Annotated in this window: 10 protein-coding genes and 2 pseudogenes; 7 read left to right on the top strand and 5 right to left on the bottom strand. The window is 67.3% G+C overall.

Going from position 1 to position 12714, the window contains the following annotated elements:
- Positions 1 to 89 (top strand): annotated as a pseudogene (locus GOALK_RS24560) (Rv2640c family ArsR-like transcriptional regulator); the annotation flags it as partial.
- Positions 90 to 218: 129 nt separating this feature from the next.
- On the opposite strand, the gene GOALK_RS05300 reads toward GOALK_RS24560, so the two are convergent.
- A complete protein-coding gene (locus GOALK_RS05300; RefSeq protein ID WP_006357772.1) occupies positions 219 to 629 on the bottom strand; it encodes a MerR family transcriptional regulator in 411 nt (136 codons plus the stop codon).
- Between the two features lie 17 nt (positions 630 to 646).
- Positions 647 to 2146 (bottom strand): SulP family inorganic anion transporter, encoded by a 1500-nt coding sequence (locus GOALK_RS05295; RefSeq protein ID WP_040004012.1) that lies wholly within the window; start codon positions 2144 to 2146, stop codon positions 647 to 649.
- A gap of 438 nt (positions 2147 to 2584) precedes the next feature.
- Here GOALK_RS05295 and GOALK_RS05290 point away from each other — a divergent pair, with 438 nt between their 5' ends.
- The 5 genes from GOALK_RS05290 (at position 2585) to GOALK_RS05270 (ending at position 9799) form a co-directional block, all read left to right on the top strand.
- A complete protein-coding gene (locus GOALK_RS05290; RefSeq protein WP_006357770.1) occupies positions 2585 to 4114 on the top strand; it encodes a flavin-containing monooxygenase in 1530 nt (509 codons plus the stop codon).
- Between the two features lie 218 nt (positions 4115 to 4332).
- Positions 4333 to 6003: a DUF6777 domain-containing protein gene (locus tag GOALK_RS05285; protein ID WP_006357769.1), complete on the top strand. Its 1671-nt coding sequence runs from the start codon at positions 4333 to 4335 to the stop codon at positions 6001 to 6003.
- A gap of 302 nt (positions 6004 to 6305) precedes the next feature.
- Positions 6306 to 7478: a TY-Chap domain-containing protein gene (locus tag GOALK_RS05280; RefSeq protein ID WP_006357768.1), complete on the top strand. Its 1173-nt coding sequence runs from the start codon at positions 6306 to 6308 to the stop codon at positions 7476 to 7478.
- A 155-nt stretch (positions 7479 to 7633) separates the two neighbouring features.
- A complete protein-coding gene (locus GOALK_RS05275; protein WP_006357767.1) occupies positions 7634 to 8428 on the top strand; it encodes a hypothetical protein in 795 nt (264 codons plus the stop codon).
- 96 nt (positions 8429 to 8524) lie between these two features.
- Complete coding sequence (locus tag GOALK_RS05270; RefSeq protein WP_006357766.1) at positions 8525 to 9799, top strand: TY-Chap domain-containing protein; 1275 nt, start codon at positions 8525 to 8527, stop codon at positions 9797 to 9799.
- A 3-nt stretch (positions 9800 to 9802) separates the two neighbouring features.
- On the opposite strand, the gene GOALK_RS05265 is transcribed toward GOALK_RS05270, so the two are convergent.
- Positions 9803 to 10345, bottom strand: a complete 543-nt coding sequence (locus GOALK_RS05265; RefSeq protein ID WP_006357765.1) for a dihydrofolate reductase family protein — start codon at positions 10343 to 10345, stop codon at positions 9803 to 9805.
- 176 nt (positions 10346 to 10521) lie between these two features.
- Here GOALK_RS05265 and GOALK_RS05260 point away from each other — a divergent pair, with 176 nt between their 5' ends.
- Complete coding sequence (locus GOALK_RS05260; protein WP_006357764.1) at positions 10522 to 11481, top strand: phosphotriesterase family protein; 960 nt, start codon at positions 10522 to 10524, stop codon at positions 11479 to 11481.
- A 4-nt stretch (positions 11482 to 11485) separates the two neighbouring features.
- Here the strand turns inward: GOALK_RS05260 and GOALK_RS05255 are convergent, their stop codons facing one another.
- Complete coding sequence (locus GOALK_RS05255) at positions 11486 to 12283, bottom strand: SDR family oxidoreductase (RefSeq protein ID WP_006357763.1); 798 nt, start codon at positions 12281 to 12283, stop codon at positions 11486 to 11488.
- 342 nt (positions 12284 to 12625) lie between these two features.
- Positions 12626 to 12714: pseudogene (locus tag GOALK_RS24555) on the bottom strand (Rv2640c family ArsR-like transcriptional regulator); the annotation flags it as partial.

Genomic DNA, 12714 nt, shown 5'->3' with positions numbered 1-12714 from the left:
GGCGAGGGATGAACGTTTACTACCGCGCCCGCCCGGACTCGCTGGAAGCGCTACGCAATGTCCTCAGCGCCACCACGGGATGCTGCTGAATCGGCACGGGCGACGATCCTTCAGGCGGTCGTCGGCGCCGAGCGCGGCGCCGGTGCCGGCGACCATTCTCGGGTTGCCGCAGATCGCGAGGCTGTTCCTGCCGAGCGCCCACATTAATGAATTGCGAGTCAGATGCGCTGGTTGGCGCTGATCTGGTCAGCGAGTTGTGCGGTCAGTTCGCGGGCGTACTCGAGTTGGCGCTCGAGCTTGCCGCAGGCGTCCTCGGTGCGGCTGCGGAACTCGGTGATGGTGATCAGTGCCGCGTGGCGGTCGTGGTCGTGGGCGTCCGGGAGCGCGAGTGTGTCTTGAGCCGCCAGTAGGGCGCGCATGTCGTCGAGCGTGAAGCCGAGGGGCTTCATCCGGCGGATGACCAGAAGCCGGTCGATGTCGGCGCGGGTGTAGAGGCGGAAGCCCCCGGCGGAGCGTGCCGAGGGGGCGACCAGGCCGACATCGTCGTAGTGGCGGATGGTCTTGACCGATAGTTCGGTGGCAGCGGCGACTTCGCCGATCTGGAAGTGCTCGGTCTCGTTGGCGGTCACTGGTGGCCCTTTCGTGGTCAGTGGTTGCCGGAGAGGTGTCCGCTGAGCCGTTGATGACGCTCGGCACTGCTGTCATTGAGTCCGATGATGGTGACGGCCTTGCCCTTTGCCTGGTACTTGGTCGTGATGGCGTCAAGGGTAGCGACCGTGGAGGCGTCCCAGATGTGTGAGCCGCTCATGTCGATGATCACGTTCTTCGGATCGCCGAAGTAGTCGAACTGATAGATCAGATCGTTGCTCGACGCGAAGAACAGTTCACCCTGCACGCCGTACACCCGTGTGTCGGGGTCGGGGTCGGCGACGTCGACGACTTCGGTGAAGTGGGCGACCCGCCGAGCGAAGAGCACCATGGCAGTGAGGACACCGACGATGACGCCATAGGCGAGGTTGTGGGTGGCTACGGTGACGACGACGGTGGCAAGCATGACCGCAGTCTCGCTTTTTGGCATGCGCCGCAACGTATTCGGGTTGAGGCTGTGCCAATCCATGGTGCCGACTGACACCATGATCATGACGGCGACGAGGGCGGCCATGGGGATGAGGGCGACAATGTCACCGAGGCCGACGACCAGGATGAGCAGGAACACCCCCGCGAGGAATGTCGAGATCCGCGTGCGCGCACCGGAGTCTTTGACGTTGATCATGGTTTGCCCGATCATCGCGCAGCCACCCATCCCGCCGAAGAAGCCACTGACGACGTTCGCGATTCCCTGACCGGCGGCTTCGCGGGTCTTGTTGGAGTGGGTGTCGGTGAGATCGTCGACCAACTTCGCGGTCATCAACGATTCGAGCAGTCCGACCAGTGCCATGGTGAACGCATAGGGGGCGATGACCGTCAGGGTGTCCCAGGTCAGCGGGACGTCGGGGAAGAACAGGGTGGGCAGGCTGTCGGGCAGTTCTCCTTCATCGCCGACGTCGGGCACCGAGAATCCAACGGCCAGAGTGGCGGCAGTGAGCAGCACGATGGCCACGAGCGGGGCGGGGATCACCGTGATGAGCTTCGGCAGGAACACGATGATGGCGATACCGGTGGCGACCAGAGGATAGACCAACCACGGCACGCCCAGCAGGTGCGGGAGCTGTGCGGTGAAGATGAGGATGGCCAGTGCGTTGACGAACCCGACCATGACGCTGCGGGGTATGAACCGCATCAATTTGGCGACACCGAGACCGCCGAGGATCAATTGAAAGACGCCGGCGAGAATCACCGCGGCGATGAGATAGTCCAGTCCGTGGCTTTTGACCAGTGGCGCAACAACGAGCGCAACAGCGCCGGTCGCAGCAGAGATCATCGCCGGCCGACCCCCCACGATCGCGATCGTCACCGCCATCGTGAACGACGCGAACAAGCCGACTCGCGGATCCACCCCGGCGATGATCGAAAACGAGATCGCCTCGGGGATCAACGCGAGCGCGACCACGAGCCCGGCCAGGATCTCGGTACGCAAGCGCCCGGGCGAACGCAATGTCGACCACACCGACTGTTGTTGAGCAGGAGAGAGTACTTCAGTTGCCATAGACACATCGCTTTCAGGGGACGTCGGGCGCGCGGCACGGAACCGCGAATACGGATGTTGGAACACCGACGCCGCACTGCGCCGTGAATCACAGACTCTGTCGCGCAAGCTCTCACGATCATGGGCGGCGATCGATACCGCATGGAGCGGCGCAACATGCAGAACTCTACCCTTACGGGAGGGTAGGGATGCAAATCGAGCGCGGCGGATGTGTGTGAGACAAGCAAAATAAGCCGGGCCGCCGTCGACGGTGGCGATCATCCCGCACCGCGGTTCGCGGACCGGCAGTAAGTGGCCTTCTACTTGGCGTGACCCATCCCCTGGCGTGAGGTGTCGGCCCGGGGCCTATCGTCGTGACTGACGGTGTGATTCCGTTCACATCCGACGACAAGTGTTGCATGATTGCAGCAGCCGAGGCACCCCACCGAGGAGGTCCCTGTGACCGAGATCGACGCCACCGATGCCATCCGATCAGCAAGCGATCCCGAGCCCAGCTCGTCATCGGAAACCGAGTCCCGACTGCTGGATGTCATCATCATCGGAGCCGGCCTGTCCGGCATCGATTGCGCTTATCGCCTGCGCGAGCAGAACCCGGACGCCGACTATCTGATCCTCGAACGACGCGCCCGCGTGGGCGGCACCTGGGACCTGTTCCGGTATCCGGGTGTCCGCTCGGACAGCGACATCTATTCGCTGAGTTATCCTTTCGAGCCGTGGCGCAAGCCGGGTGCGCTGGCCGAGGGCGCCGACATCCGGAAGTACATCGAGCACACCGCGCACAAGTACGGCATCGCCGACCAGATCCGCTTCGAGCGGCACGTGCTGACCGCGGACTGGGATTCCTCGACCGACACCTGGACACTCGGCGTGGAAGTCGGCGAGGGTGCGGACAAACGCACCGAGACCTACCGCTGCCGGTTCCTGCTCTTCGCGACCGGCTACTACGACTATGACCAGCCCTACACGCCTCGGTTCGCCGGAGCCGAGGACTTCACCGGGCAGATCATCCACCCCCAGCACTGGCCGGAGGACCTCGACTATCGCGGCAAGCGCGTCGTCGTCATCGGCAGCGGTGCAACGGCGGTGAGCCTCATCCCCAACCTCGCCGCCGACGCCGCACACGTGACGATGCTGCAGCGCTCACCGTCGTACATCTTCTCGTCGAAGCAGAAGGCCTACCTGGCACCGGTCCTCAAGAAGTTGCTGCCGCCGGCCGCCGCCCACCGCGCGATCCGCCTTCGCTATGCGACGCAGACCGCGGCGATCGTGCACCTCACCCACCGCTTCCCGAAGCTCGGGCGAAAGCTGATCCGCGCCAACGTCGCCGCGAACCTGCCCGACGACTATCCGGTCGACGTGCACTTCAACCCGTCGTACAACCCGTGGGATCAGCGCATGTGCCTGGTTCCAGACGCCGACCTGTTCAACGGCATCACCGAGGGATCGATCGAGATGGTCACCGACCACATCGACCGCTTCGACGAGACCGGTGTGCGTCTGACATCGGGCCGGCATCTCGACGCCGACATCATCGTCACCGCGACCGGCCTCCAGCTGCTCGGATTCGGCGGGACCCGTCTGCGCGTCGACGGCGACGAGGTGAAGCCGCACGACCGCTTCGTCTTCAAGAGCCACCTGCTCGAGGACGTGCCCAACCTCGCGTGGTCGGTGGGTTACACGAATGCGTCGTGGACGCTGCGTGCCGACATGACCGCGCGGTCCGTCGCGGCCCTGGTGAAGTACATGCGCGAGAACGGCTACACCCACGCCTACCCGCACCTCGGGTCCGAACCGATGACGGCGCAACCGCTGTGGGATCTCAAGGCCGGCTACGTCGAACGGTCACCCGATGCGCTGCCGAAGTCGGGAACCCACGGGCACTGGAAGGTGCGCCACAACTACTATCGGGACGCACTCGATCACCGCATCAGCAAGATCGACGACTCGATGGTGTTCGGGCGGATCTGAGGACGCCTCCCCGGCCCGAACCGGTTTGTCGGGACCGTCGGCGGCCGCGTTACGCCGTGTGGTCCAAACGGTCGAGATTTGGCGGCAGATGTCCGATCTCTGCTGGTCAGGCCTTGCCCGACGTGTGACGGGGCGCTGATACTCGAACTCGGCGAGCGCCTCCGCCCGCCACGACCGCGCCAGTGTCGCCGGCGCGTCGGCAAGAGGAGTTCGCCCCGATGACCTACCCGCCCGGTCCCCCGACCCACCCCTCGACGCCCTTCGGTGCGGTACCTCCTCGGCCCCGGAACCGGCAGGCCCTCACCCTCGTTCTCGGCGCGATCGTCGTCGTCCTGGCCCTGGTGCTCGCGGCGGGGATCGTCTTCGTCGTGAAGGCCCGCAAGGGGGACATCTACGTACCCGGCCTCACCCTGGCCGCGGTCAACGATCCCGGCATCGACCCGTTCACCGATCCCGTCCTCGTCGCCGGAGCGGGGAACCTGCCCGCGAACGTCGCCCTGACAGCGAGGGCCGGGGCACCGGACATGGGTGGCCGCGCGGTCAACGGCACCGAGGCAGGCCTGTACGCGACCGGCGACACCATGGCCTGCGACACCGCGGCACTCAGCAACCGCCTGATGGCCGATCCGGCGAAGGCCGCCGCCTGGGCGAGCGTCTTCGGGATCAACACGGCCTCCATCCCGCACTACCTCAACACCCTCACCCCGGTGGTCCTCACGGCCGACACCTGGGTCACGAACCACACCTACACGACGGGTCGGGCCGAACCGTTCCAGTCGGTGCTGCAGCGTGGCACGTCGGTCTATGTCGACGCCGCCGGAGTCCCGCGCGCGATGTGCTCGTGCGGCAATCCACTCGCGCCGCCGGCCTCCGCACCCCTCGGCGGGTACCGGCTCGAGGGTCAGCCGTGGCCCGGCTATCAGAGCCGCGAGGTCACCCGCATCGCCTACAACAACCAGAACGTCACCGCGGTCAACCGGACGACGACGATCGTTCCAGGCGCCCCCACGCCCGTCGCGAACGCCAACGGAGGGTCTGTCCTGCAGCTGCTGAACTTCCTCACCGGCGAGGTCCTGCCGCAAACGCTGGGCGGTCTGCTCGACCTGTCCGGACTGCCGCCGCTCTCCGAACCACTGCCCTCGCCGGCCTCGCTGAACACCCCCTTCACGGCGGGCACCGACGAGGACGCCGAGCGCAACGGCCTGCTCGAGGCCGGTAACCCGGTCGCCGCCCCGGCCGTCGAGGAGCGTGCCGCCGAGGACAACGGCCTACCGGTCGGCGCACCCGCCTCGGACTCGCCGGCCGACTCTCCATCGGGCGAGCCGGGGTCCGGCGTCCCGGGTTCGGCGGAGGTCCCGGCCTCCGGTGCCCCCGAGAGTCCGGCGTCCGAGAATCCTGCCGCCCAGAGTCCCCCGGCGGCCGCGGCCGTCCCGACCTCGTTCAGCGGCGCCGGTGACCTGATCGGGAGCTTCGTCTTCGACGACGCGGGCCTGGCGGTCAGCTGCTCGGTCCCGGCCGGCGCGCCGTCGGGCACCATCACGCTGACGTGCAGCGACGGCGTGCCGCGCACGGTTGGTGCGACCGCACTGCAGCGGGCCGCCGTGCTCGGTGCGACCGACGCGACGGGCGTCTGGACCCTGACCCTGTCGTCCCGGTCCGTCGTGGTCCGCTCCGCCTCCTGGACCGTCGCGCAACCGGAGATCCCCCGGTCGGCTCCACCCGCGGAAACGTCGACCGAGACGTACGAGGCACCGCCGCCGGCGGAGACCCCCACCGAGACGCCGACCACCACGGAGCCGACCACCAGCGAGTACCTCCCGCCACCGGAGGAGCCCACCCAGGCTCCCGAGTCGCCGGCGGAGGTGCCTTACTCGTCACCGGCCGCGTGATCTGGTTACGTCTCTGACCTGGTACGATGCTCCCGGCTCTGGGAGAACGGTGTGCGTGGTCAGCCGGGTGTCCCAGAGCGGGGTACGGTTCGAGCAATCGTTCAGCTACAGGTCTGATCAACCGACCAACAATGTCGCCCCGGTCACCTAACCTGAACCCCAAGACGGGTTCGCGGTCGTTCATGTCTGAGTCGGCTCATCCGGGCTGTCCGTTGACGAACCGACACCGCAGCAACCCGAAGCACGCTTTACACCCCTGCACTGGGCGCTCCCGATCTCAGCGCACGAGAAAGGAAGTCGACATGACGCCCGACTTCACCGTGGACTCGAACATCGATGACGCCTGGCGCACTTTCCAGTTGCACGTAGGTGACCGTCTGGCCAACCTCACCCCCGGCTCGACGCTCACGATCCAGCAGGACCCCCTGATCCCCGAAGGGCCCCACGGCAAACTCCGATTCACCCTCACCGGGTCGAACCGTCTGCGGTGCACCATCGCCGACACCGATCTGCACCCTACCGAGGAGTACTTCCTCGAGCATCTCGAGATACTCGCCGAGCTCGGCTGGCGTCGGCTGCGCAACGGCACCCACATCTACGAGGTGGGCCGCCGACGCGTCGACGAGGTCGCCCACACCACGGTGGCCACGCTGCGTCGGGTCTGGGAGGTCGTGCACCCGGCCTTCCTCGACCACAGCCCGGCAGCGCGCGCCGAACCGCAGATCGAGGTCGCCGTTCAGCCCTTCGACGACGACCACCTCCGGGCGCTGCTCGTCGGATCGCTCGAGGACCTGACCGGTTGCCGGATCCAGACCGACGCCGACGGTGACATCGCCCTGCCGACCAAACCGGTGTCGTCGTGGCTGAGTCCCCGGTCGGACGCCCCCCGGCTCGAGTTCTTCGCCCGCCTGGCCGGCGACATCCCCGACCGCAGGCGCGCCGCCGACATCGTGGCGGCCCAGCCGACGATGGGTTCGGCGGTCCGTGTCCACCTCCTGCAGGACGAGGTCTTCGCGACCCTGACCCTCGAATGCGCGGTCTTCCACCCCCACAACCTGGGCTCCGCGCTCGCCGAGTGGTTCAGCTTCCTCGCCGACTGCGCACCCAAGGTCATCGAGCAGATCACGCAGACCGCGGCACCCGCCCGACCCGAAACCGACGAACGCCTTCCGGATGCGCTGCAGACGTTGCTGGAACTCGATCCCGACGGAGGAAATCTGTCCGCCCACGAGGTCGCCAAGATCTGCCGCTACAACCAGGCCGACATCCTCTCGTTCATCCACACCTGCGAGGAGCAGTACCTCACCTGGCGGCGTTCGGCGGCCGACGCGGTCGCCTCCGCGGACTCGACCGAGGCCGATGCGTGCCGGCACGAGGCCGATGCCTGGCGGGCCACGACCCACAATCTGCGCGCCGCGCTCCGGGTCGTCGTGCTGTCCGACGACGTCACCGACCGTCGTCCGACGGCCAAGTAGCCGCGAACCGGACACCACCCTCCCGCCTTCTGGGTCTTCCGGTAGTCCACCCGGAGGATTACGGTCCCGTACACGAGCGCCAGGGTGGTGCGTGCGCTATATCGGTAGTGGGTCTCCCGCGGGCGGCCCCGCCGGGCATTCCATCGGAGCAACGCATGACCCTCACCACCGACCGCAGCACGCTGACGTTCGCCTTCCCCGAACTGGGACCCGACGCCCGCCTGCATGTCGTCTTCCCGAGGACCCTGCGCGCCACCGATCCCCAGGTCAGGGCCGGACTCCCCGCCGACACCACTCTGCGCCTCGCGCACGGATCACCGACCGGCGACGCCGACGCCGTCATCCCGATGTGGCAGTCGGAGGCGACCTGGATCGACTTCTCCTCTCCGCATCAGCACCCGTTCCTGGTGATGGTCGGCGTGGACGGGATCAATGCGATCAGCGGCGAGCCGTTCACCGGAACACCCGACTTCACCACCGACGACTACATCGAGGTGCCGACGCAGCAGACCTTGGCGTCGTACCGAACGGGGACCGGTGATCTCCGGCAGTTCGTCGCCCCGTCGATCCACGCCGGCGCGGGACCCGAGGCGGGCGGCGCACTGGTACAGCTGACGGTGATACCGATGCGGGCCGAGGCCTGGGCACGGCGACGCCGCCACACCTCGGCGAGCGCCTGCGTGCTCTGCGGCATCTCCCGGGCCGAGCAGGCGCGAGCACAACCGCGAACCGCGGCGCCTCGGGTCATCGGCCCGCTGGAGTCCGCCGACACCTGGCACCCGACCTACACGGGGTCGGCGGCCGTCCGGATCGTCAACTCGGTGATGTGGGAGTCGCTGACCGGTGGCTCCCCGCGGCACTCCCCGCTGACGTGTGCGGACTACGCCGACCATCGACTTCCCTGGCATAGGAGCTATGGCGAGTCGACCCGGCATTCGACTCCGCTGTAGATCTCACCCGGGTGTCAGGAAGGCGTCGTAATATTCGGGTTCCGCAGGTTCGCCGGCGGCCGCCCAGCACGAGGACCCCAGCCCTGAGGAGTGCGAATGTCCCCCGATTTCGATGCCGTCGTCGAGGCGGCATGGCGGGACTTCACCGACACCCTCGCCGGCCGGGTGCCGCAGCTGGTGCCCGGGCAGTCGTTGACGGTCGTCGAGGCGGCGGCCGGTGGCTGGCGCAGACGTATGACGTTCGCCGTCGCCGACGAGGACCGGTTGCGCTGCACCATCTCCGCGGGAGATCTGACGTGGACCGACAAGGACCGTTGGATGCGGCAGGCAACGTACATCGTCGACCGCGGCTGGTGCCGCCTGGAGGGACGCAGCGCCTTCTGTTACGAGGTCGCCGACGATCGTTTCGGTGACCTCGCCCGCGCCGCCGTACGCGCTCTGCGCGAGGTGTGGGGAGTCATCCACCCGTCGTTCGTCAGCATCGGCGACCCGTCGTACGCGCGGCACCATCTGGCGTCGGGATCGGCCGACATCGAGACCGCCGACGACCCCGCGGCCGACCGGCACGGCCGCGAGTTCGGGACCCACGCGCTCGATTCCGAGACCACCAACGCCGACACCATCCGCTTCGCCTCGCTGGCCCGTCCGCTCGATGCACCCGCCGAGAGTGGGGTCGTACCGCAGTCCAAGGACCATCTCGTCGAACTGGTCCGCGCGGCGATGGCCGCGGCCGGCCGGCCGGTGGTGATCAGCCCACGCAAGGCGATCTTCCTGCGGTCGTCGGGTACGTCGTTGCTGCGGCCGACACGGGATGCGCGTGCGCTGGAGATCGTCACGATCCTCAGTTCCGCAGTACCGCCGCCATCGGTGCTGGGGATGCTGATCTCCGAGTTCTCGCCGCGCTGGCCGGAGATCGCGGTGGTCGTCCGCAACGGTCTCGTCTACGCGCAGCGTCGCCTCGATGTGGCGGTGTTCAGTCCCGCCAACCTCGACGCCGCGCTGCGGCGGTGGGACGAGTTCGCCGCCACCGCCCGCGCCGAGATGATCACCCGACTCGAAGGCGACAAGAAGTCCACGCACCGGTGTCGTGGTGAGCGTCTCCCCGGAGCGTTGCTGGCACTTCTGCGCGTCAACCAGAAACCGGGCAGCAAGCTGTCGCCCAGTACTGTGCTCATCGCCTGCCGCCGCGACCCCGAACGCGTGCACGAGTTCTTCGACATCTGCGCCGCGGAGATGCGTGAGTGGATGGACAACTTGGCGTCTGCCCGCAAGGCCGAACTCGGCGAGGAGGAGATCGCCTTCTGCGAGGCGGAGCACCGCGCCTACGCGGAGGTGGCGCAGTTGCTCCTCAGCGCGATGGAGCTGACCTGACCGTCAGGCGGTCGATGCGTACGACATGTGTACGACGCCGTTGTCGAAGGACTCCGTCCCCACCAGGGTGAGCGGCAGGTCGGCGAGACCGTCGAAGAGGCGCGCGCCGCTACCGAGGACCACCGGGTAGACGAGTAGGTGCAACTCGTCGATCAGCCTGTCGCGCAGCAGGGCTCGGACCAGCGTGCCGCTGCCGCTGATGTACAGGTGGTGGGATTCCTTGAGTTCTCGGATCCGCTCGGGGTCGTAGCCACCGATGGCCTCGGAATTCTGCCAGCCCGTCGCCTCGTCGAGCGTCGAGGAGACGACGTACTTGGTGGTGTCGTTGAAGAACGGGGCGCCCGGGTCGTCGTCGACGGTCCGTTTCGACCAGGCCGGACCGAACATCTCGAAGGTGTTGCGGCCCAGCAGGATTCCGTCACATTCGCCGGTGATACCGCCCAGGACCTCGCCCATCCGGTCGGTGAACCCGTACGGCATCGTGAAGGCGGGGTTCTCGTAACTGCCGTCGAGGGTGACGAACTCGTGGACGTGGATCTTTCCCATCGGGATGCTCCTGTGCTCGCGGTCTGCGTTGGTGTCACGATGTCAGACCCGAGGTCCCGCCGGAACTCATCGGTGGCGATGGCCGGGCCCGCCGAAACGACCTCCGGGCCGGAGGAGGGTCGATTAGGGTTCGGCGCAGCGGGTCCGCAACGAGGCGACCCCCGGAGGAGGTTCTCGTGGCCACCGTCCACACTGCAGCAGGTCCGATCGATTCCGCCGATCTCGGCAAAGTGCTTGTGCACGAGCATGTCTTCATCGTCGGCGAGGAGTTCCGGCAGAACTACCAGGACGACTGGGACGAGGACGCGAAGGTCGCCGAGGCCGTCCATGACCTGGCCGAGCTGAAGGAGCTGGGGATCGACACGATCCTCGATCCCACGGTCCTCGGACTCGGCCGGTACATCCCGCGCATCCAACGGATCGCCGAGCAGATCGACCTCAACATCGTCGTCGCGACGGGGCTCTACACGTACAACGACATCCCGTTCCAGTTCCACTACGCCGGCCCCGGGTTGCTGTTCGATGTTCCCGAACCGCTGGTCGATCTGTTCACCAAGGACCTCACCGAAGGCATCGCCGACACGGGGGTCCGCGCCGCATTCCTCAAGTGCGCCATAGAGGAACAGGGGCTGACGCCCGGCGTCGAGCGCGTGATGCGAGCCGTCGGCCAGACCAGCGCGCAGACCGGTGCGCCCATCACCGTGCACACCAACCCGCACACCCAGTCGGGTCTGGTGGCGCAGAAGGTGCTGGCCGAAGAGGGTGCCGATCTCACCAAGGTGGTCATCGGCCATTCCGGCGACAGCGTCGACCTCGACTACCTGATGAAGATCGCCGACGCCGGCTCGATCCTGGGCATGGACCGATTCGGTCTCGACCTGCTGCTGCCGTTCGAGGACCGGGTGAACACGGTCGCCGAACTGTGCAAACGCGGCTACGCCGACCGCATGGCACTCGCCCACGACGCGTCGTGCTTCATCGACTGGTTCGACCACGAGGCGAAGAAGCAGGCGCTGCCCAAGTGGAACTATCGCCACATCAGCGACGACGTCCTGCCCGCGCTCCGCGAGCGCGGCGTCAGTGACGCCGACATCACGACGATGCTCGTCGACGTCCCGCGCCGCTACTTCGAGTAGCTGCTCAGGCCAGGGATCGCTGGTAGCGCCGCATTCCGCGCAGCCAACGGTCGTAGTCGGCACCCTTCTGGCGGTACATGTCCAGCACCTCGGCGTGCGGCAGGATCAGGAACCGTTCGTCGGCAACGGCTTCCAGCACGATCGCGGCCACCGCACCCGGGGTCAGGACCTCACCGGCGGTCTCGACGGCCCTCTGCATCAGCTTCTGATCCGCGGTCGCCGAATCGTCGTCGGGCCGCAGCAGCTTGGTGTCGACGCCCATCGGGCACAAACAGCTGACGCGGACACCGTCGTCGCCGTGGGTGATGTTGAGCCACTCGGCGAAACCGACCGCGGCATGCTTGGTGACCGAGTACGGCGCGTTGCCGATCTGGGTCAGCAGGCCCGCGGCCGACGCCGTGCTGACGAAGTATCCGCCGCCCCGCTCGACCCACTCCGGCACCAGACGACGCGCCGCCCGGATGTGGCTGCGCAGGTTCACGTCGAGCGCCAGATCCCACATCGCCTCGTCGGTGTCCAGGCCGCCGCCACGTCCGATACCGGCGTTCGCGAAGTACAGGTCGACGGGCCCGTAGGTCGACTCGGCGAGGCGGACCGCGGCGTCGATGTGGTCGTCGCTGGAGGCATCGCCGGCGATCGCGACCGCGGCCTCCCCGAGTGCGCCGGCGACGCTTTCCGCCGATGCCGCATCGAGGTCGGTGACCACGACCTTCGCGTCCGCCTCGACCAGTGCGTGCGCGAGCGCACCACCGATCCCGCCCCCGCCGCCGGTGACGATGGCAACCCTGCCTGCGACGTCCATGGGAATCTCCTTCGATCGGTGAGTCTGGATAAAGACCTACCAGACGTGCCAGCCGTCTCCGACGGACGACCCGTGCCGAAGGGCTCGCGTCCCGGTCTGGCCACGGACTACCGGGGCGCTTTCCGTGAGCTCGATGCCATCCGCCGAAGTGCGGTCCGGTTATCTCCCAGGACATCGGTGACAGTTCTGCATCAAGACATCGGTGACAGTGTTGGGGGTCTTGGTGGTGACACTTCTTCATGAAATGCCCGCGAGGCGTCACTCTGCGTGAGCCTCGCGTGTCGCGGTGCCGACGAGGGGGGCCTGACGCAGTTGCTCGACGGATCGCGCGCTCGGTGACGGTCAGCAGCACCCTGTCGTGGCGCTGAGGACGTTGCGCAGTGCTTCCAGCGAGTCCGGTTGCGCTCGGTAGTAGACGTTCATCCCTCGTC

Source organism: Gordonia alkanivorans NBRC 16433, assembly GCF_000225505.1.
GTDB lineage: Bacteria > Actinomycetota > Actinomycetes > Mycobacteriales > Mycobacteriaceae > Gordonia > Gordonia alkanivorans.
This window is presented reverse-complemented; position numbering and strand designations above follow the sequence as displayed.

Excerpts from the sequence above, each read along its gene's own strand:
- GOALK_RS05295 (WP_040004012.1), bottom strand. The coding sequence starts at position 2,146 with ATGGCAACTGAAGTACTCTCTCCTGCTCAACAACAGTCGGTGTGGTCG.
- GOALK_RS05270 (WP_006357766.1), top strand. The coding sequence starts at position 8,525 with ATGTCCCCCGATTTCGATGCCGTCGTCGAGGCGGCATGGCGGGACTTC.
- GOALK_RS05285 (WP_006357769.1), top strand. The coding sequence starts at position 4,333 with ATGACCTACCCGCCCGGTCCCCCGACCCACCCCTCGACGCCCTTCGGT.
- GOALK_RS05275 (WP_006357767.1), top strand. The coding sequence starts at position 7,634 with ATGACCCTCACCACCGACCGCAGCACGCTGACGTTCGCCTTCCCCGAA.
- GOALK_RS05255 (WP_006357763.1), bottom strand. The coding sequence starts at position 12,283 with ATGGACGTCGCAGGCAGGGTTGCCATCGTCACCGGCGGCGGGGGCGGG.
- GOALK_RS05280 (WP_006357768.1), top strand. The coding sequence starts at position 6,306 with ATGACGCCCGACTTCACCGTGGACTCGAACATCGATGACGCCTGGCGC.
- GOALK_RS05265 (WP_006357765.1), bottom strand. The coding sequence starts at position 10,345 with ATGGGAAAGATCCACGTCCACGAGTTCGTCACCCTCGACGGCAGTTAC.